This is a genomic window from Parapedobacter lycopersici (assembly GCF_040395035.1).
In the GTDB taxonomy this organism is placed as follows: Bacteria; Bacteroidota; Bacteroidia; order Sphingobacteriales; family Sphingobacteriaceae; genus Parapedobacter; species Parapedobacter lycopersici_A.
In genome coordinates this window covers 1-20,044 of sequence record NZ_JBEBRB010000001.1, presented here as the reverse complement: position 1 = coordinate 20,044, position 20,044 = coordinate 1, and the positions used below count along the sequence as shown (strand labels likewise).

Sequence of the window (20,044 nt, the reverse complement as noted above, 5' to 3'; positions counted from 1 at the left end):
ATTTTATACTTATCCCTTTTTATTACCTTTGGTATATAAACCCAAATGCATTTAGCTGATAAACCATGGATGAAACCGTAACGAACACCGCCTGGATTCAACAGGATGGCGGCATATTTGGATTGTTAATGGTCATATTAGCCATTATCTTCTATACTGCTAACAGTAACCACCCGGGGTTAAAAAAGTTTTATTCGATTCTGCCCCCGTTGCTGCTCTGTTATTTCGTGCCCGGTCTGTTTAACTCATTCGGCGTGATATCCGGAAGCGATTCGCAGTTGTATGACATGAGCTCGAATTACCTGCTGCCGGCATGTCTCGTATTATTTACGCTGAATATGAATTTCGGGGAAATCTGGAAGCTCCGTAAAAAAATGGGCCTGCTTTTTTTCGCCGGCATGATCGGTATTATCCTGGGCGGCCCGCTCGCTGTCTGGATTTTTTCGCTGTTTGCCCCGCAGGTAGTGGGTGGAGAGGTATGGAGAGGCCTGGCTACATTGGCGGGTTCGTGGATCGGCGGCGGGGCCAACCAAGCCGCCCTGTTCCGTATTTTTGAACCACCCCCCGAAATCTTTGCCGCAGTAGTGGCCGTGGATGTGTTTGTGGCGTACGGATGGATGGCGCTAATACTTTACGGCGCCGACAAGCATAAACGACTTGATCGCTATTTTAAAGTAGAAGGCAATGAGGTAGAGGAATTGACCACACGTATGGAGGCGTTTCGTGGGGCGAATGATAAAACCCCTGAAACCAAGGATTACATTATTATGTTGGGTGTGGCCTTCGGCGTAACGGGGATTTCACATCTGCTATCGGGGCCGATCGCAACTTACATTGCGGAGAATGCACCGCAGCTCGATCGGTTTAGCCTAACATCTAGTTTCTTCTGGCTTATTTTCCTGGCGACATTAATGGGTATCGGATTGTCGTTTACCAAAGCCCGTCGATTGGAACAGGTCGGTGCCTCGCGGTTGGCAACTGTCTTTCTTTACGTGTTGATTGCCACGATTGGCATGCAGATCAATATTTTTGCCGTATTGGACAACCCCGCATTATTCTTTGTCGGCGTTACCTGGCTGCTGTTCCATGTAATTATTATGGTCGTCGTGGCGAAGCTCATCCGTGCGCCATTCTTCTTCTTTGCGGTAGGCAGCATGAGTAATATTGGAGGCGTTGCTTCCGCATCGGTTGCCGCAGGGGCATTTCATCCAGCGCTGGTGCCGATCGGCGTAGTTATGGCCGTACTGGGGTATGCCATTGGAACGTATGGCGGCTACCTATCCGCGATCCTCATGCAATGGGTTGCCCCATAATTACTGCTTGTTGGAATCCACCACCAGCCGGTTGTCACGGTTGGCTACTTCCCAGGCCGTGTAGAAAGCCAATTTTGCGCGTTTGGTCAGCATTTCAAAGTTGATCTTATCCGGCGTATCCGCAGGTGTATGATAATCGGGGTGCAGTCCGCTGAAATAGAAAATTACCGGAATGCCGTACTTGGCAAAATTATACTGATCCGACCGGTAGTAAATCCGCATGGGATCCCGGGGGTCGTTGTACATGTAATCCAGCTCCATTTGCGTGTAAGCAGCATTGGCCTTTTCATTGATGGCATGGAGCTCGGAGCTCAGCTTATCGGCTCCGATAACATGGATATAATTATGATTCCCCTGGAGGTGCTTGTCGTCTATTCGGCCGATCATGTCCATATTGAGGTTAACGACTGTGTTTTCCAATGGGAAAACCGGATGCTGTCCGTAGTAATTGGATCCCAGCAACCCTTTTTCTTCAGCAGTAAATCCAATAAAGAGAATGCTCCGGCGCGGTCCGTGTCCTTCCGCTTTGGCCTTGGCAAAAGCGCGGGCTACTTCCAATACGCCGGTGGTGCCTGATGCATTGTCGTCGGCACCGAAAAAGATCTCGCCGTCCTGGTTGCCCTCGTGGTCGTAATGCGCAGAGATCACCAGCAGCTCATTCTTCAGGTCCGTCCCTTCGAGATAACCCAATACATTATTGGAAGTGAAAGGTTCGGAGGACGACCCGAAAGTAGCACTGAAATCCGTTACCGCGAAGGTGGCAGACTGGCTTTTTTTCCGGCGTGTAATTTTTTTGGTTAACGTATTCAGGGTGGTATTGGCCTGCTGCAATAAGGCATCAGCCATTTCCGTACTGATGTTGGCCACTGCAGTTGCGGCGGCGTTTTGCTGCGTGCGGTCTTCTGCCAGCGTAATGCGCGGCCGGGTGGTTTGCCCTCCCATACGCGTCAATGCCTCTGCAAGCCCGTTTGATACAGCCAATACCAGTTTGGGTTTCTTCGATAGGACGTTCTGGAGTCTTTTGGTGCGTGAGGTGGCCCATTCAGAAGGCGCGTCGGTACCCGTGACGAGGGAACGGCCGCGCGCATCCAGAGGTTCGCCGTCATTGATGACCAGCACCACCTTACCTGCGATATCCACGCCGTTAAGGTCGTCATACTTCGCATCACTGATGCCGTAGCCGATAAAGACAATCTCCCGGGCGTTGACAGTCGTTTCAGGTCCGGGAGCAATCAGGTAAAAATCCCGTCCGTTGGTAAATTCGGTTCCATTGATCCGCAATTCGCCCTTAGCCACATTCCTGGTTAACTCAACAGGCTGGTAGTACGAGCCGGCTACCGGTCCGGTGAGCCCAAGTTTCCGGAACTCTTCCGCCAGGTAGGCGGCTGCTTTATCGCCACCTTCCTCGCCTGTACCACGGCCTTCAAATGCGGCCGAAGCGAGCGTGGTAAGGTGTGTTTTCGCTGTTTCCGGGGTAATTTCGGCAGCGTATTGCTGTGCCGGATCCTGCGCCATAACACATCCGTAACACGCAGGAATGAGGAAAAGTAAAGGCAGTAAGCTTTTCATGTATTGACAGTATTTTGTTGCGTATCGCGTTTATGATCAGCACGATATTTTGCGGACGCGGTTGCTATGCCGGCCACCTTCAAAATCGGTGCTCAGAAACAGATCAACGATGGATTTTGCCAATTCGATGTCGATAAACCGGGCCGGAATACATACGATATTCGCGTCATTGTGCTGGCGTGCCAGCGTAGCCAGCTCTTCCTGCCAGCAGATTGCCGCCCGGATGCCCTGGTGTTTATTGGCCGTAATGGCCACACCATTTGCGCTGCCGCAGATCAGCACTCCCAGTTCGGACGTCCCGGTTTCCACTGCAGTTGCTACGGGATGGGCAAAGTCGGGATAATCTACCGAATCCGCACTGGCTGTACCAAAATCACTGACCGTATATCCCGCTTTTTCCAGGTGCTGTACCAGTTGTGTCTTGTAATCAAAACCCGCATGGTCGCCACCGATCGCCACCGTTTTCACTTTTGTCATTGTTAAAGGATTAATTGTCTTCACCACGATAAAAATCGAGGTCTTCTTTCATTTTACGTTTATGCACGCGGGTCGCCACGACAATACTTAACTCATAGAGTAAAAACATCGGGAAACTTACGGTCAGCATGGTGATGATATCCGGGGTAGGGGTAATCATTGCCGCAATCAGCAGGATAAGCACCACGGCGTACCGCCGGGATGCCCGCATGAACTGCGGAGTAAGTATGCCAATTTTCGACAGGATAAAGACGATAATCGGCAACTCGAACACAATGCCGCAACCCAGTGTCAGCGTAGCTACAAACGACAGGTAATTGTCAATCGTAATGGTGTTGGAAATATCATCGCTGATGGAGAAATTGGCGAGGAAATTAACCGCCAGTGGTACAACGACGAAATATCCGAACAATACCCCGATGACAAACAGCAGGGTTGCATAAAACACAAAACCACTGGCAGACTTGCGTTCAACGTCAGTAAGGGCCGGTTTCACAAACAGCCATACTTCATACAGCAGGTAGGGAAAACCGAGCACCAGTGCGATGATCAGCGACGAGTTGATCTGCATGATAAACTGCCCGGCCATCTGGGTATTGATAATGGTGCCGGGTACTTCCGTAACGCAAAATCCGGGCGTATTAAACACCTCGGCAATTTTACACATCATCCGGTACGTCCAGAAATCACCGCTTTTCGGTCCCATGATGATATCGTCGAAAATAAAATCATAGAATGCAAAGGCGAGGATCATGAAGACCATCACGGCGATGGCCGAGCGAACCAAGTGCCAGCGCAATACTTCCAGGTGGTCAAAAAAAGACATTTCAGCTTCCAGGTTCTTTCCCTTCTGCTTAATGGTATCGATCAGGTTTTTTCCAGACAATTTACTCATGATAACGTATTAGCCCGCCTTTTTCCGGATGCATCCGGTATTATTCACTTAAATCAAAGGTTTCCATAAATTTGGTGGTGAAATTGCCGGCTCTGAAATTCGGGTCGCGCATCAACCGGAGGTGCAACGGAATCGTGGTTTCCACTCCTTCGATGATAAATTCGCTCAGTGCCCGTTCCATCGTGCTTATTGCCTCTTCGCGGGTTTGTGCCACACAGATCAGTTTGGCAATCATGGAATCGTAATTAGGCGGAATCACGTATCCGGAATATGCGTGGGTATCTAGGCGTACACCATGGCCGCCGGGCGAATGGAAATTGGTTATTTTTCCAGGCGATGGCCGGAAATTATTAAACGGATCCTCGGCGTTGATGCGGCATTCGATGGCATGCATGGTGGGCTCGTAGTTGGTGCCCGAGATGGGGATGCCCGCTGCCACCTTAATCTGTTCCTTAATCAGGTCAAAATTAATTACCTCCTCCGTAACCGGATGTTCCACCTGGATACGGGTATTCATTTCCATGAAGTAGAAATTGCGGTGCTTGTCTACCAGAAATTCGATGGTGCCCGCGCCTTCGTAATTTACGGCCTTAGCCCCCTTAATGGCGGCTTCGCCCATTGCTTTACGCAGTTCAGGCGTGATGAATGGCGAAGGTGCCTCTTCAATCAGTTTCTGATGCCGCCGCTGGATGGAGCAGTCGCGTTCCGACAGGTGGCATACCGTTCCGTACTGGTCGCCCACCACCTGTATTTCGATATGCCGGGGGTCTTCGACGAATTTCTCAAGGTAAATTCCGTCGTTGCCGAATGCGGCGCCTGCTTCCTGCCGTGCAGAATCCCAGGCCGGTTCAAATTCTTCATCTTTCCACACGATGCGCATGCCGCGTCCACCGCCGCCTGCCGTGGCTTTTAATATCACCGGGTAGCCGATCTCGTTGGCAATGGCGATGCCCGCAGCAATATCCTTTACCAGGCCATCTGAACCCGGAATGGTTGGTACACCGGCTTTCTTCATGGTCTCCTTGGCGGACGACTTGTCGCCCATCTGTTCGATCTGCTCAGCCGTTGCGCCGATAAATTTGATCCCGTATTGGTTGCAGATGGATGAGAAACGGGCATTTTCCGAAAGGAATCCGTAGCCCGGGTGGATGGCGTCGGCATTGGTCAGCTCAGCCGCCGAAATAATATTGGGTATGTTGAGGTAAGAGTCCTTGCTTGGCGGCGGGCCGATGCAGACGGCCTCGTCGGCGAAGCGCACATGCAGGCTATCACGGTCGGCCGTGGAGTATACGGCTACGCTTTTGATACCCATTTCGCGGCAAGTGCGGATAATGCGCAATGCAATTTCACCCCTGTTGGCTATTAGTATCTTTTTGAACATGTATTTAGCGATAAATCAGTACAGACCCATTTGGCGCCTGTCCTATGAAAATGGTTTTAGCAAGTGTAACCTTATTTCGGTTCAACCAAAAACAGCGGCTGATCGTATTCCACCGGCTGGGCGTCGTCAACCAGCACCTTCACAATTCTTCCGGAAACTTCCGATTCAATTTCATTGAAGAGCTTCATGGCTTCGATAATGCAAACGACTTTACCTACGCTGATGTCATCGCCAACATTGGCAAATGACGGTTTATCCGGTCCGGCTGCACGGTAAAACGTACCGATCATCGGTGATTTGATAGTCACGTAATTGGACAGGTCTTCCTTTACCGGGGTGCTGTCAGCCTGTGCTACGGCTGCCGGCTCCGAAACAGGGGCTGCAACCTGCTGTGGCAGGGCGGCAGCAGTGGGGATTGTAGCCGTAACATAAGTCGGCTCTTTGTTTGTTTTTATTGTAATCTTGAAATCCTTCTCTTCGATAGCTACTTCATTGACGCCTGACTTGGCGACAAATTTGATCAGATCTTGAATCTGTTTGATGTCCATACTCATTATTCAGCAGGTTTGATAATAACTCAAAAATATTAATCTAATCCGTTATTCAACAATAAATACCGGATTTATTTTCCATTGCAATAGGCTTTTCGGGAGGTGTTGGGCCCTCCCCGTTTACCTCGATCAGGCTCCATAGGCCCATTTCAGGTAAACCGCTCCCCAGGTGAACCCTCCGCCGAATGCGGCCAGGATGAGGGTATCTCCCTTTTTAAGCTGGTCTTCCCATTCCCACAGGCAGAGTGGTATTGTGCCCGCCGTGGTGTTGCCATAGCGCTGGATATTGACCATCACTTTGTCTTCATCCAGTCCCATGCGTTCCGCGGTTGCATCGATGATGCGCTTATTTGCCTGGTGCGGCACCAGCCACGTAACATCATCGGCTGTAAGGCGGTTGCGTTCCATGATTTCCGCGGCCACATCGGCCATGTTGGTTACAGCGAACTTAAATACCGTGCGGCCTTCCTGATAAGCGTAGTGCATACCAGCGTCGACCGTTTCATGCGACGCAGGATGGAGTGATCCGCCCGCCTTGATGTTAAGGTAAGGGCAGCCCGACCCATCGCTCTTCAGGATGGAGTCCATCACGCCGAGTCCTTCGGTGTTCGGTTCCAGCAGCACAGCGCCGCACCCGTCGCCAAAGATGATGCAGGTTGTACGGTCTTTATAATTGATGATGGACGACATTTTGTCGCCACCCACCACGAGTACTTTTTTGTGCATGCCCGATTCGATGAACTGGGCACCGGTGGTTAATCCGTAAATAAACCCCGAGCATGCGGCCTGCAGATCAAATCCCCAGGCATTAACGGCGCCTATTTTATCAGCCAGTATATTAGCCGTCGAAGGAAAGGGCATATCCGGCGTACAGGTACAGAAAACGATCAGGTCAATTTCTTCGGCGCCGATACCCCTTTTTTCCAGTAACCCCTTTACTGCGGGTACCGCCATGTCGGATGTAGCCTTGCCCTCACCTTTCAGTATCCGGCGTTCTTTGATGCCGGTACGGGTTGTAATCCATTCGTCGTTGGTATCGACCATGGTTTCCAGTTCCTGGTTGGTGAGAATATAATCAGGCACATACCCGTTTACAGCCGTAATGGCAGCGTGAATTTTTGACATAGTTTTAGTTGAAAGCGGATTTGATTTTTTCAATAATATCGGACTCAATCATGTTTTTGGAGAGCAAAACCATGTTTTTGATAGCTTCCGGACTTGAAATCCCGTGTCCGATGATAACAGGAGCATTCACTCCCAGTACCGGGCTTCCGCCGTATTGTTCATAGTTGAACCGATCGAAAAAAGAATCACTGAAACCTTTTTTCCGGGTCAGCATATAAAACGATTCCGCCAGCTTAAGCACCACGTTGCCCGCGAACCCGTCGCAGACCACCACGTCGGCTTTTTCGCTGAACAGTTCGCGGCTTTCTACATTACCAATAAAATTGATGCGTTTGTTGTCTTTCATTAAAGGGTACGCCCCCAATGTAAGCATATTCCCTTTCTCCTCTTCTTCGCCGATGTTGAGCAATCCCACGGCAGGCGACTGGATACCATACACGTGCTCGGCAAACAGGCTGCCCAGCAGTCCGAACTGCGGAAGCATTTCAGGCTTGCAGTCGGCATTGGCTCCAACATCCAGCAGGATGCCGAATCCCTGTTTGATCTTAGGGACATTTGTGGCAATGGCCGGCCGGATAACGCCCGGAATGGTTTTGACGCTGAACACCGCACCTACCAGCATGGCGCCGGTATTTCCGGCGGAAGCAAAGGAGTCGATCGCACCCGTTTTAAGCAGCTGGAATCCCACGCTGATACTTGAATTGGGTTTTTGGGCGATGGCTTTGGTCGGGTGTTCATTCATCCCGATCTGGTCGGGCGCATGGACGTATTCAAAAAAAGCAGGATTTCCCCCTGCTTGTTCGATGTGTTGTTTAGCAATCTGCTCGTCGCCGATAAGCACGAGCTGTTGACCGTCGGCTAATTGTTTTGATGCCAGGATGGCTCCCTGTATTGTTGCTTCCGGCGCAAAGTCACCACCCAATATATCTAAACCGATCTTCATCCGTTATTGTTTTTCAATCCAATAATACGCAAAAACACCCCAAAGTAACGCATAAAAAATTAGTTACACGTTATGGGATGTTCAATTTTTTGAAAGATCAACTTAGGCGCTGGTGGTGTTTTCGATAATCAGTTTGCCGTTGTAATACAGGTTACCATCTACCAAATATGCGCGATGGGGCAGGTGCACTGCACCGGTCTCCTTGCAAGTGGTCAAGCTGGGGCGTTCCGCTTTATAATGTGTTCTTCTTTTGTCTCTCCGTGATTTGGATGTCTTACGTTTTGGATGTGCCATCTCGTATTGTTATTTAATTGTATTTTATATGCTTCAATGCCTCCCAACGGGGGTCTGTTTGTTTACTAGTTTCTTCTTCCTGGTTTTGACTTGCTGCCAGGCCATTTAATTTGGCGAGTACCTCCGGGTCACATGTGATGTTGTCGCCCTGCTCGCTGCACTTGCTGTAGTGCGGTACGGATACGTTGATGAATTCATACAGCAGCCCCGCAATATCCAGTTCATGCTCATGCTTGGAAAGCACGATGATCTCATCCGTGTTTTCCGACAGGTCTTCGTCCGTAAATTTAACGATAACCCGTTCCTGAATATCGGTCTTCGCCGGGAAATCGGCCAGGCACACATCACATTGCAGGGAAACCGTCCCGGTGATGTGAAACTGCAGCACCATCATGTTCTCCTGTTTGAGTAAGTTAACCTGTACCCGTAGATTACCGTCTTTTACGATCGAGTATTCATAACAATCAAAGAACGCACGGTCAATGTCAAACTCAAAATCGTGTGAGCCCAACCCCAGCCCCGAAAAGGGGATCCGATATTTTTTCAGGTACTTCACTATCCCACAATTGAGCCTGCAAAGGTAAATATAAAATAGGAGATATAAAACTTTTTTTGAAGCACACGTGTTGTCCCTGAAAAAGGGCAAAAATGAGCGACGCATTGGAATACCGATCTAAAATGCTAAACTTGTTTGCTCGTAACACGTTTTCGATGAAACCCATTTTTCTACTGTGTGCTGCCATGCTGTACATTTCCTGTAGTTATGCGCAGGATACTGCCGCTATTGCCGCCTTATCAACTAGGATGAACATGACAACCATTACATTAAAAGGACAACCGATTCACACGGTTGGAAAATTACCCGCCGTTGGAACAGCAGCGGTGGACCTGACGCTGACTGCTGTTGATCTGTCCGATAAAAAACTGAGTGATTTTAGCGGTAAATACGTGGTTTTAAACATTTTCCCCAGTATTAACACCGGTGTATGCGCTGCTTCGGTCCGGAAATTTAATGAAGATGCGGCTAATCTGCCCAATACGGTGGTACTCTGTATCTCCAAGGACCTGCCTTTTGCGCAGTCCCAATTCTGCGGAGCGGAAGGGATTGACCGCGTAGTGATGCTATCTGATTTCCGCTCGGACTTTGGCCGCCAATACGGTGTCGAGATTGCCGACGGCCCCATGAAAGGCCTGTTAAGCCGCGCGGTGGTGGTTATTGACCCGTCGGGCAATGTGGTGTATACCGAACAGGTGCCCGAAATCGCACAGGAACCGAACTATGACGCAGCATTGGCAGCAGTGAAGTAAAGCGGGGTACACCCGTCTATTCTTCTCCGTAATACTGCTTGCCAAGTTCAATCCGCTCACGACCGTTTTCGAGCCGCCAATGGTTCGTGTCGCGCAGCGAATAGGCGCATCCGCAATATTCCTGCATGTAAAATTTCTCGCGCTTGCTGATTTCAAGCATCCGCGAGGAACCTCCCTTTTTGCGCCAATTGTAGGTCCAGTAGCTGATGCCCGGATAATGCGCTGCAGCCCGTAATCCGCAGTCGTTGATCTGGTCGAAATTTTTCCAGCGGGAAATCCCAAGTGAACTGGTGATCACCGGAAAGCCGTTTTCGTGGGCATACAGTGCTGTGCGCTCAAAGCGCATGTCAAAACACATCGTGCAACGGATCCCGCGCTCGGGTTCATGTTCCATCCCCTTGGCGCGGGCGTACCAGTTATCCGCATCGTAGTCCGCGTCCACAAACGGGATGTTGTATTTTTCGGCGAACCGGATATTTTCTTCCTTACGCAGGTCATATTCCTTGCGGGGGTGGATGTTCGGGTTGTAAAAATAAATGGTAAAATCAATCTCCGAAGCAATCAGTGCCTCCATTACCTCGCCCGAACAGGGGGCGCAGCAGGAGTGGAGCAATAGTTTTTTTTCGCCGTTTGGCAGCTCCAGTTTTTCTCGGGTAAATGCGGTATCAGTCATCTTGAACCTTCCTTGTTTCACCCTGCAATATTACTGAAAATATTGCAAGGTATAATCGTTGGAATTTGCGAATTCATCCGGGGATTTTTCGCGTCCCCCTGCGACGTCCCGGGCAACACAGGGAAATTATATCCCAAGCGACGGCGCTCAATCATCCCATTTGCGGTTTTGGGGCACTTGCATATCAAAGGAGGTTTGGCTAAGTTTGCAAAAATACCTTTGCATGAAGAAATCGATTGGTTTTCTGCTGGTGATGCTCCCCGTGCTGGCGATTTTTGGCGGATGTATGCGCAACGATGACGAGCCGGTGCTGCCGCAGCGGCCAATATCCCGCTTGTATGTATCCTTTGAGAATTACCAACCCGACGAAACGCTGGAACCGTTTAAGAACCTGAGTATCATAGACCCGGCAGATACAACAGAAATGGAGGTGTCGATCGATTACGATGCCAGTGTAAAGGGTGGCAGGGGCGTGCATTTTAATCCCTTTGCCGGACGTGTTTTCCAGGCATCGGCGCAGGATACCATCATCCGTATCATGACGGTAAGCGACTTAGGCATCCCGCAGGGATCGGGTAATATCGGCTTCCGGGAGCTGACGGCCATGCGTGGCCTTTGGTATCATAACACCTCGCAATACCTGTACGTTGTTAACAACGTGAATCCGACCTCGATTTATGCCTTTTTCCAGCCGTTGAACCGGAATGGTTACGCTAGGCCCAGCAAAGTATTCCGACTGGGAGATATGCGCCCTTGGGGGCTGGCCATGTGGAAGGATAGCCTGCTGGTGGCCCGCACCGGCCTGAACGGGGGGGTATCCATGTACGGTAACCTTTCGAAGACAGACTCCCTTGAAGAAAACTTTTCACCGCTTTCCACGCTGACGGTGGAAGGTTCAACCAGTATACGGGGTATTGCATTTTCCGAGGAACTTGACCTGCTGGTGCTGGCAGACTATGGCGCATCCGGTACGGACGGTGGAATTTATGTGATTGAAAACGCCAAGGCACTGCTATCAGAACCTTCTGCAACAGTGACACCCACCCGGGTGCTTAGGGGAACCCGAACCGGGTTGATTTCTCCCGTTGATGTGGCTATCGATCCGCGGGAAGGCAAGCAATCGATCTATGTTGCCGATGCCGGCGGGAATGGGGCTGTGCTGCGATTCAATCTGGACGACAGCGGCAACGTGGCACCCAATGCGGTGGTCGATGGATTCTCCCAGAACCGCACACCTGCGGGACTGTTTCTGGATGCCCGTGGCCGGGGTGCTGCCGCCGATGGATCAGCCGACGAAACTAACTAACCAGCTGCCCATCCAGTAATTCAATGATCCGGTTGCCGTATTCGGCATTCTTTTCGGAGTGCGTCACCTGAATGATGGTTACCCCGTCTTCTTCATTAAGCTGCTTAAACAACTCCATGATGCTTTCACCCTGCTTGGAGTTGAGGTTGCCGGTAGGCTCATCCGCCAGCAGCAATCTGGGTTTAATGGCCAGTGCCCGGGCAATGCCCACCAGCTGCTGCTGGCCGCCGGAAAGCTGCGTGGGGAACAGGTCCTTTTTGCCTACGATACCAAAACGGTCGAGCATTTCAGCCACGATGGCTTTTCGTTCACCGCTTTTGAAGTTTTTATAGATCAATGGCGTTTCAATATTCTCGTATACGGTAAGCTCGTCAATGAGGTGATAAGCCTGAAACACGAAGCCGATGTGCTGTTTATATAGCGCTGATCGCTGCTTTTCCTTTAGTCCGAGCACATTTTCGTCCAGAAAGATGTATTCACCTTCATCCGGCTCATCAAGCAGCCCCAGGATGTGAAGCAGTGTGGATTTGCCGGAACCCGAAGGACCCATAATGGATACAAATTCGCCTGCGGCGATGCGTAGGTTAATGTCTTTGAGTACGAAGGTCCGGTTTCCCCCAACCTTGTACCATTTGAAGATGTTTTTTAATTCGATCATGTTGTTTATTTGTAATGTACTGGCTGTCTGCTGCTCACCCTACGGTGAACCTATCCCGAAATTCTTAGGGATCCCGCTATTACACGCTTATTCGTCGCGTAAAGATTCGACCGGATTTATTCTCGCTGCCCTGACCGTCTGTAGACTTACAATAATCATCGTAATGAGCAGTGCGCCGCCTATTGCCGCGGCAAATGCCCACCAGGGGATGGTCGATCGATATTCGTAATTCTGCAGCCAGTTATCCAGAAAATAATAGGCTATCGGGCTTGCCACAAAACACGAGATCAGTACGAGTATAACAAAATTTGTGGAAAGCAGCCGCCACAACTGGAATATACTGGCTCCTACGACCTTCCGTATCCCGATTTCCTTGGTGCGCTGTTCGGCGACAAAAGATGCAAGCCCGAAAATCCCCAGGCAGCTGATGACGATGGCCAGTCCGGCAAAGAACGTAGCCAGTTTGCCCACACGTTCCTCCTGTGCAAATTTGGCTGCGTATTCGTCATCCGCAAATTGATATTCAAAGGGGGCATTGGGAATGACATCGCTGAAAACCTCCTCAATCAGTGCAATGCATTCCTGGGTGCTTTTCTGTGTGTTGAGTTTTAAATTTATCCAATTCACCATTTCATAGTTCATGAAGTAGATGGTCTGCTTTACCGGGCGAAAGGGCGAGTCCATAATCAGGTCGCTGACTACGCCGACAATGTGGTAGTCTTTATTATTCCACGTCAGCGTAGTGCCCACAGGGTGCTGTACCCCCATGAATTTCACGGCGGCTTCGTTAAGGATAACCGCGGTGCTGTCGGTGCCGAATTCACGGGAGAAATCACGTCCCTCCCTGATCTGCCAGTCGACCGTTTCCCCGAATTCATGCGTCACCCAGATGGATGCAAAATCCGTTTGCAGTGCCGGATCTTTGCCGGGCCAGGTAATCCCGCCCTGGTTCGACCATACGGCAGTCAGCGGACTGGACGACTCGGACAGCTCTTCGACAGCGCCTTTTTCTTTGAGCTGGGTACGCAGCACGTCAAATTTCCCGTAAAAATCCGATGTTTTCATTTCTACCATCATCAGGCGGTCGCGGTCATACCCGACCGGGCGATCCTTCGTGTACCGGATTTGCCGGAACACCACGATTGTACCGATGATCAATGCCACGGAAACTGAAAACTGGACGACTACCAGTATTTTGCGGGGCAACCCCGCCAGCCGGCCGATCCGGAAGGTGCCCTTAAGTACAGTGAGCGGGTTGAACGACGATAGGTAAAAGGCCGGGTAGCTACCTGCAAGCAGGCCGGTAAGCAATGAGAAAAGGAAGCCGATACCCCAGAACCAGCCATTGGTCCAGAGAATTTCCAGTTTTTTCCCGGCCACCTGGTTGAACCAAGGCAGTAGCACAGCAGCCAGTAATACAGCAAAAAGAAAAGCAATACAGGCAACTAATACCGATTCACTCAGAAATTGGGCGATCAGCTGTTGCCGGGGTGAGCCCACGGTTTTGCGGATGCCCACTTCCTTCGCCCGTTTTTCGGAACGTGCAGTACTGAGATTCATGAAGTTGATACACGCCAGCAACAGCACAAAAACACCGATGATGCTGAATAAGTTGACATATTCGATCAGACCGCCTACCACTTGCCCATTCTCCCATTTGTTGCGAAGATGCCAGTCGCGCATCGGGTGTAATGTGAGCTGCGCATTGAATTTCTTAGCATCGTCCGATACGCGGTTCAGCTTGGCATCTGCGATGTTACGGCTAACGGTTGCGAAATCGGTGTGGTCGTTAATCTGCGCAAACGCCTGAAAAGAATTATTGCCCCATTCCGTTTTTGCGTAACTGATCCACGACTCTGAAGTAATGTACAAGGCCCAGGGAGCCATGAATTTTATGTTGGCAAAGGTGGTGTTGGAAGGAAGATCCGCGTATACTGCCGTTACCTTAACCGGTAGCTGCTGGTTGATCTTCATCAGTTGATTGATGGGGTCCTGATCGCCAAAGAATGCTTTTGCCGTTGAAGCGGAAAGCATGATGCTGTTGGGGTCGGTCAGGCCATCGATGCTTCCTTTGAGGATGTCAAGCGTTAGCATTGCGGGGCCATCGGTATCAATGTAGATGCCGTTTTGTGACAGGTTTTTGTCGCCGTAGGACAAGACGCGTTCACCCTCCCAGGATGCCATGACCACGTATTTGAACTGGTCGCCATAATTGGTACGCAACTCTTCGCCCAGTGGGAAGGGGACTGCCACGCCGGATTCCTCTTTTCCGTTCCAGGTCTGCGTTTGCACTACCTGACCAATGTCATCGTAGTTTTTGTGGTATTTATCAAAAGATAATTCGTCCCACACCCACAAAGCAATAAGGATGAATACCGCCATACCAAGCGCCAGTCCGGCGACATTGATGATAGCCGATTTTTTGTTTTTTGCCAGATTCCTCCAGGCAATTTTGAAATAGGTTTTGATCATGTTTTAAACCCTTAATGTTAGCCTTACCGTCGGCCCCGTTCGGTGATGTCCTTTCCGTCAAGTCGGTCCGTTTTTTGCCAACCACGTTAAAAGACGGCACCGGATTCGCATCGTTGCATCGACCGGAAGTGGATTACATGAACTGCACCAAAAATATAAATAACTTATAATGAGTGTATTTTATTTTTATAGTGAAAAAATAAGCGTTCATTTTCGAACACTCGTTGTCCGTTGGGGAACAGTGCCCACGCCCCCCACGCGACCGGTCTTGCCGCTTAAAGCGGATTTAGCTAAGTTTGCGCCTCAAATAAATGAACCTGTAGCATGAATGCGAAATTAAACGAGAGAAGTGGTGGGAAGTGCGAATTATGCGGTTCGGCCGCGGACATTGCGACCTATCATGTACTTCCCGACCGTTATTCCGATAATGAAGTAGCCATTTGCCAGTCGTGCCGAATGCAAATCGACAACGATACGCCGATGGTAGACCATTACTGGCATTTTTTGTCGGAAACCATGTGGAGCGAAGTTCCGGCCATACAGGTGCTGGCGTGGCGCATGCTGAACCGGTTGCGCGGCGAAAGCTGGGCGGCCGATAACCTGGATATGCTTTACCTGGATGATGAAACACTGGCGTGGGCAAAGGATGGAGAAGATCCTGCCGACCGGCCAGACGCGGTTGTGCATAAAGACAATTATGGCAATGTGCTGCAAAATGGCGATTCCGTGGTGATTACCAAAACCCTGGATGTGAAGGGCAGCGCCATCAGCGCTAAGCTGGGCACCGTGGTCAAAAACATTCGCTTAGTGGAAGACAATCCAGAGCAGGTGGAGGGACGCGTGGAAGGGCAGCTGATTGTGATATTGACGAAATACCTTAAAAGGCAGAATTAACCGCGGCATCGAGAAGGATAACGGTTCAACGCTGTTCGCGTACCGGTGCAGCCGGCTTCGACCTTGCTTCGGGATTCATTCGGGACTTCTTCGGGAATCTTCCGAAGCTATTCGGAACGCAACGGATTGCACTGCGAGGAGCCCCGAAGCGCGGTCGAAGCGGAGTCGAAGCCGTGTCGAACGAGTCCCGAAGCAGGGTCGAACAACAGTCGAACACGCCTCGAAGCTACCTCGAAGAACTCCCGAACATTACTCGAAAGACTTCCAATGGCCGCCCGAAGGGTCTGCCGTTGACCTTCGGACGGCCAGTTCGGAAGGTTGTATTTTCCCATTTCGATTATGCTGGATGACATTTCCGGGCGGATGAAACAGAACCGGTGAGTGGAAATGAACTAATAAAATTACAAAAAGATGTTTAAACAATTAAATGGAATTGCCGATTTTTGCGGAAATTTTAATCATCAGAAAACACAATGAAGCATTTAAACACATTACTTTTTGTAGGAGCTGCATGTTTTGCCCTTTCCTGCAACAACCCCGGTGCAGACAAAGCGACTACCGATTCCAAGCAAGCCGTTGCAGAAGGCCAGGGTGCTACGTATGCGCTCAACCTGGACAGCAGCAACGTAAACTGGAAGGCGTACCATAAAGGCGGATTTGCACCGCGGTGGGGCACACTCAACATCCAATCCGGCGAACTGACGGTTGACGGCGATCAGGTTACTGCCGGAACATTTACAATTGACGTAAATTCCCTTTGGGTAGATCCTGCTTCAGTAACAGAAGCCGATAAGAAGGTAGAAGACCTGCAAGCCCATTTGAAAAGCGCTGATTTCTTTCATGCGGAAGCACATCCTACGGCTATTTTTGAGGTTACCTCCATTACCGATTTAGCCGACGCAACAGCAAGCAGTGCGGTGGAAGGAGCAAACAAAACCGTTAGCGGGAACCTGACACTGCTGGATAGCACCATCAATATTTCTTTCCCGGCCCGGATTGCAGTCGAAAATAATATTGCATCCGTTTCTGCCAAATTCACGGTAGACCGTACGGCATGGGGACTTAAATTCGGTACTGCCGAGGCAGATCCCGCTGATTGGATCGTAGCGAAGGATTTTGAGGTAGGCGTTGATATTGCCGCTGCCCCTGTAAACTAATTATCGTTAATTTTATTAATATCGTATGCCATCCCGGATTTTCGGGGTGGCTTTTTTTATGATAACCGGCACAATGCCTATGGCGACTTGCTGTAGCTACTCATCCCGTAACGATTCGACCGGGTTGGCCGTGGCCGCTTTGACCGCTTGCCAACCAACGGTCAGCAGGGCAATGGCCAGTGTCAATACGCCTGCCGATACCGCTATCCAAAGCTGTGTTTCGATGCGATAGGCGAACGTTTCCAGCCACGTGTTCATGATCCACCACGCAGTGGGTGTTGCCACAAGGAAAGCAATCAGCACCAGCTTGACAAATGTGGAGGAGAGCATACGCACCACCTGGCTTACCGATGCGCCGAGCACTTTCCGTATTCCGATTTCTTTTGTGCGCTGACTGGTCATAAATGTAGCCAGTCCGAATAATCCCAGGCAGGCCACAAAGATGGTCAGCCCGGCGAATACACCCAGGATATTCCCTGTTTTCATTTCCGTCCGGTAGGTGTTGGTGATGCGGTCATCCAGAAAAGAATAGCTAAGCGGTATATCGGGGTTGAAGGCACTGTATCGCTCTTCAAGCGTGTGAAGAAAGCCTTCGGTGTCACCGGCCTTAATCTTAACGATGAGGTTGCCAGAACCTGCATTCATCATCATAACCAGCGGTGTAATCGGCTCATGCAGCGACTTAAAATGAAAATCCCTGACTACGCCGATGACCCTCAGCGCTTTATTTTCCTGACTGGCCAGCGCCTGCCCCAGCGCATTGTCTTTCCAGCCAAATGCTGCAGCTGCCGCTTCGTTGATAATAACGGCTGCCGAATCGGTGCCGTATTCCGGTGAAAAATTACGGCCGGCCTTCAGTTCGATCCCAAGTGTCTGGAGATAGTGGTCGTCCACGTCGTACCGTAAGGTTTTCACCCCAGCCGAAGGATTCCCGAAAGGATGAACAAAAAAATTATTGTTGCCCGAAGCTCCGGCGGGCACATAGGATGAGCTGGTTATGTTGATCACCCGTGCATCCTGCAACAGCTGCTGCTTAAACGCCGGTTCGTTATTGCCCAACGGCCACGTCTGCAAGATCAATACCTGCTCCTTGTCATACCCCAGCTTTTTATGCTGGATGTATTGCAGCTGCCGGTATACGACCATCGTACAGAAGATGAGCACGATGGAAATAAAGAACTGAAATACTACCAGCCCGCTGCGCAGACCAATGGCTTTATTATCGGGTGTCAGTTTTCCTTTCAATACGGCTACCGGTTTAAAGGCCGATAGGAAAAAAGCAGGGTAACTGCCCGACAGGATGCCGACAGCCAGGCCGAGCAGCAGCAATGCGGAAAGTACCCAGCCATTGCCCAGAAAATCCAGCGTAAATGTTTCTTCCAAAAGGTGGTTGAAAAGGGGCAGTGCAGCAACCACAATACCTATGGCCAGTAGGAGACTGATAAAAACAATCAGGATGGATTCGGTGAGGAACTGATAGGCGAGTACCCGACGCCCCGAACCCAGCACCTTGCGCACACCCACCTCCCTGGCTCGTTTGGATGCCCCGGCAGTAGCGAGGTTCATGAAATTGATACTGGCGATTAGTAGCATAAACAGGGCAACGGCGCCAAAGATATAGACGTACCGGATATCGCCCGGCGCACTGAGATCGTACGCGAAATCCGAATGCAGGTGGATATCGGTAAGCGGCTGCAGCCGGAGACCGATTTCATTGCCGGCTTTGCGGTAGTCGGTATAACTCATGCCGAACGCTTCGGGGAACTGCGGACTGATGTATTTTTCAAACACGGCTGGCAGTTTGGTTTCGAGCGTTTTGTAATCATAGCCGGGGCGCAGTACGAGGTAAGTGAAAAATTCAGATTCCATCCACGAAGTGGAGTTGGCATTCGGAAAAGAAGCCATGGATGCAAACAGGTCGAAATGGAAATGTGAATTCCGGGGTATATTTTTGATTACGCCGGTCACTTTAAGCGGCATATTGTCGTCCCTGATGCGGATCTCCTGTCCGACCGCATCTTCCTTTCCGAAGTATTTTTTGGCCACGTCCTCGGTAATGACCACGCTATACGGTTCGTTTAATGCCGTTTTCGGGTTGCCGTGAAGCATGGGCAGGGTAAACACATCGAAAATATTGGCGTCAGCAAAGGCGGTTTCTTCCTCGTAAAACAGCTTATCGCCTACTTCAAAAAATGGCTTGCCTGCGCGGCGGATCCGGGTTGCTTCCTCAACTTCGGGATATTCCGCCTTCAGTGCCTGGGCCACGGGTGGCATGACATGGGCCTCATTGATTGCACCTCCACGGACCGTCCCCTTAAACACGACGCGCACAATGCGGTCCGCTTTTTCGTTGAAGCGGTCGTAACTCAATTCGTCTATTACAAATAGGCTGATGAGGAGGCATGTTGCCAGACCGATAGCCAGTCCCACAATATTGATAGCGGAAAAAACACGCTGCCTGATCAGGTTCCGCCAGGCGGTTTTGAGGTAGTTTTTTAACATGATTATCTGTTCTATCGGCGGTTAACGTTTGTTGTTGTCCATTTACGGCTTATTGCAAGTTAAATAGGCGCAGGAAAAGAGGCGACTGTTTCTTATAAAAATGATATTTCTTTAACAGTGCTTGGCCCGTGGCAATCCAGACCCCTCTTTTCCTGCGGTCCAACTATTAACACATTATTTATTTAACCACTCTTTCAGTGATAGAAATTGTGCCAATATTTCAATGTATTGAAAATCAGTATTTTATTAATCAAATAGCAATATATCATCTGTTCGTATATGAACAACAGCTGTTCGTTTATGAGGCAAAATAGCACTTTCCGATTATTCACCCTGAGCTGAATTAGATGCGCTATTTACATAACTTATTCGTCGCGCAACGACTCGACCGGGTTGGCCACGGCCGCTTTGATGGCCTGAGAACTCACCGTGGCCAGCGCCAACACCAATGCCCCAATACCTGCTAAGGCAAATACCTCCCAACCCATTGAAATCCGGTAATCGAACGTTTGGAGGAATTTATCCA

The 20,044-nt window shown here is 50.1% G+C and carries 18 protein-coding genes; 5 read left to right on the top strand and 13 right to left on the bottom strand.

Annotated elements, in window-relative coordinates; genetic code table 11:
- Nucleotides 1-65 precede the first annotated feature (65 nt).
- Nucleotides 66-1,313 (top strand): DUF819 family protein, encoded by a 1,248-nt coding sequence (locus ABWO75_RS00090; RefSeq protein WP_353181309.1) that lies wholly within the window; start codon nucleotides 66-68, stop codon nucleotides 1,311-1,313.
- Here the strand turns inward: ABWO75_RS00090 and ABWO75_RS00085 are convergent, their stop codons facing one another.
- The 9 genes from ABWO75_RS00085 to ABWO75_RS00045 all read right to left on the bottom strand — a co-directional run bounded on the left by ABWO75_RS00085 (nucleotide 1,314) and on the right by ABWO75_RS00045 (nucleotide 9,104).
- Nucleotides 1,314-2,882, bottom strand: coding sequence for a M28 family peptidase (locus ABWO75_RS00085; RefSeq protein WP_353181307.1), 1,569 nt, complete (start codon nucleotides 2,880-2,882; stop codon nucleotides 1,314-1,316). It lies immediately after the preceding gene.
- Between the two features lie 36 nt (nucleotides 2,883-2,918).
- Complete coding sequence (gene rpiB, locus ABWO75_RS00080) at nucleotides 2,919-3,359, bottom strand: ribose 5-phosphate isomerase B (RefSeq protein WP_353181305.1); 441 nt, start codon at nucleotides 3,357-3,359, stop codon at nucleotides 2,919-2,921.
- A 10-nt stretch (nucleotides 3,360-3,369) separates the two neighbouring features.
- On the bottom strand, nucleotides 3,370-4,254 hold the full coding sequence (gene tatC, locus ABWO75_RS00075) for a twin-arginine translocase subunit TatC (protein WP_353181303.1): 885 nt from the start codon (nucleotides 4,252-4,254) through the stop codon (nucleotides 3,370-3,372).
- Nucleotides 4,255-4,294: 40 nt separating this feature from the next.
- Nucleotides 4,295-5,635, bottom strand: coding sequence for an acetyl-CoA carboxylase biotin carboxylase subunit (gene accC / locus ABWO75_RS00070; protein ID WP_353181301.1), 1,341 nt, complete (start codon nucleotides 5,633-5,635; stop codon nucleotides 4,295-4,297).
- A 71-nt stretch (nucleotides 5,636-5,706) separates the two neighbouring features.
- The gene (accB, locus tag ABWO75_RS00065; protein WP_353181299.1) at nucleotides 5,707-6,189 is read right to left on the bottom strand and encodes an acetyl-CoA carboxylase biotin carboxyl carrier protein; all 483 of its coding nucleotides are present in this window, start codon (nucleotides 6,187-6,189) and stop codon (nucleotides 5,707-5,709) included.
- Nucleotides 6,190-6,315: 126 nt separating this feature from the next.
- Nucleotides 6,316-7,311: a beta-ketoacyl-ACP synthase III gene (locus ABWO75_RS00060; protein WP_353181297.1), complete on the bottom strand. Its 996-nt coding sequence runs from the start codon at nucleotides 7,309-7,311 to the stop codon at nucleotides 6,316-6,318.
- Nucleotides 7,312-7,315: 4 nt separating this feature from the next.
- Complete coding sequence (gene plsX / locus ABWO75_RS00055) at nucleotides 7,316-8,254, bottom strand: phosphate acyltransferase PlsX (protein WP_353181295.1); 939 nt, start codon at nucleotides 8,252-8,254, stop codon at nucleotides 7,316-7,318.
- A gap of 102 nt (nucleotides 8,255-8,356) precedes the next feature.
- Nucleotides 8,357-8,548, bottom strand: coding sequence for a 50S ribosomal protein L32 (gene rpmF, locus ABWO75_RS00050; RefSeq protein WP_257657321.1), 192 nt, complete (start codon nucleotides 8,546-8,548; stop codon nucleotides 8,357-8,359).
- A gap of 13 nt (nucleotides 8,549-8,561) precedes the next feature.
- Complete coding sequence (locus tag ABWO75_RS00045) at nucleotides 8,562-9,104, bottom strand: YceD family protein (protein WP_353181292.1); 543 nt, start codon at nucleotides 9,102-9,104, stop codon at nucleotides 8,562-8,564.
- Between the two features lie 155 nt (nucleotides 9,105-9,259).
- Here ABWO75_RS00045 and tpx point away from each other — a divergent pair, with 155 nt between their 5' ends.
- Nucleotides 9,260-9,856 carry a thiol peroxidase gene (tpx, locus tag ABWO75_RS00040; protein WP_353181290.1) on the top strand — a complete coding sequence of 199 codons (597 nt, stop codon included), beginning with the start codon at nucleotides 9,260-9,262 and terminating at the stop codon, nucleotides 9,854-9,856.
- 16 nt (nucleotides 9,857-9,872) lie between these two features.
- Here tpx and ABWO75_RS00035 read toward each other — a convergent pair whose 3' ends face one another.
- On the bottom strand, nucleotides 9,873-10,529 hold the full coding sequence (locus ABWO75_RS00035; RefSeq protein WP_353181288.1) for an epoxyqueuosine reductase QueH: 657 nt from the start codon (nucleotides 10,527-10,529) through the stop codon (nucleotides 9,873-9,875).
- A 223-nt stretch (nucleotides 10,530-10,752) separates the two neighbouring features.
- Between ABWO75_RS00035 and ABWO75_RS00030 the strand changes: the two genes are divergently transcribed.
- On the top strand, nucleotides 10,753-11,835 hold the full coding sequence (locus tag ABWO75_RS00030) for an NHL repeat-containing protein (RefSeq protein WP_353181286.1): 1,083 nt from the start codon (nucleotides 10,753-10,755) through the stop codon (nucleotides 11,833-11,835).
- Here ABWO75_RS00030 and ABWO75_RS00025 read toward each other — a convergent pair.
- Together ABWO75_RS00025 and ABWO75_RS00020 are read right to left on the bottom strand one after the other, a co-directional pair.
- Nucleotides 11,828-12,493, bottom strand: coding sequence for an ABC transporter ATP-binding protein (locus tag ABWO75_RS00025; RefSeq protein ID WP_353181284.1), 666 nt, complete (start codon nucleotides 12,491-12,493; stop codon nucleotides 11,828-11,830). The two genes, ABWO75_RS00030 and ABWO75_RS00025, sit on opposite strands and share 8 nt — an antisense overlap.
- Nucleotides 12,494-12,580: 87 nt before the next feature.
- On the bottom strand, nucleotides 12,581-14,965 hold the full coding sequence (locus tag ABWO75_RS00020) for an ABC transporter permease (protein WP_353181282.1): 2,385 nt from the start codon (nucleotides 14,963-14,965) through the stop codon (nucleotides 12,581-12,583).
- Between the two features lie 324 nt (nucleotides 14,966-15,289).
- On the opposite strand from ABWO75_RS00020, the gene ABWO75_RS00015 reads away from it, so the two are divergent.
- Both ABWO75_RS00015 and ABWO75_RS00010 read left to right on the top strand, forming a co-directional pair.
- Complete coding sequence (locus tag ABWO75_RS00015; RefSeq protein ID WP_353181280.1) at nucleotides 15,290-15,859, top strand: PhnA domain-containing protein; 570 nt, start codon at nucleotides 15,290-15,292, stop codon at nucleotides 15,857-15,859.
- A gap of 473 nt (nucleotides 15,860-16,332) precedes the next feature.
- The gene (locus ABWO75_RS00010; protein ID WP_353181278.1) at nucleotides 16,333-17,016 is read left to right on the top strand and encodes a YceI family protein; all 684 of its coding nucleotides are present in this window, start codon (nucleotides 16,333-16,335) and stop codon (nucleotides 17,014-17,016) included.
- Between the two features lie 96 nt (nucleotides 17,017-17,112).
- Here ABWO75_RS00010 and ABWO75_RS00005 read toward each other — a convergent pair whose 3' ends face one another.
- Nucleotides 17,113-19,518 carry an ABC transporter permease gene (locus tag ABWO75_RS00005; protein ID WP_353181276.1) on the bottom strand — a complete coding sequence of 802 codons (2,406 nt, stop codon included), beginning with the start codon at nucleotides 19,516-19,518 and terminating at the stop codon, nucleotides 17,113-17,115.
- Nucleotides 19,519-20,044: the final 526 nt, after the last annotated feature.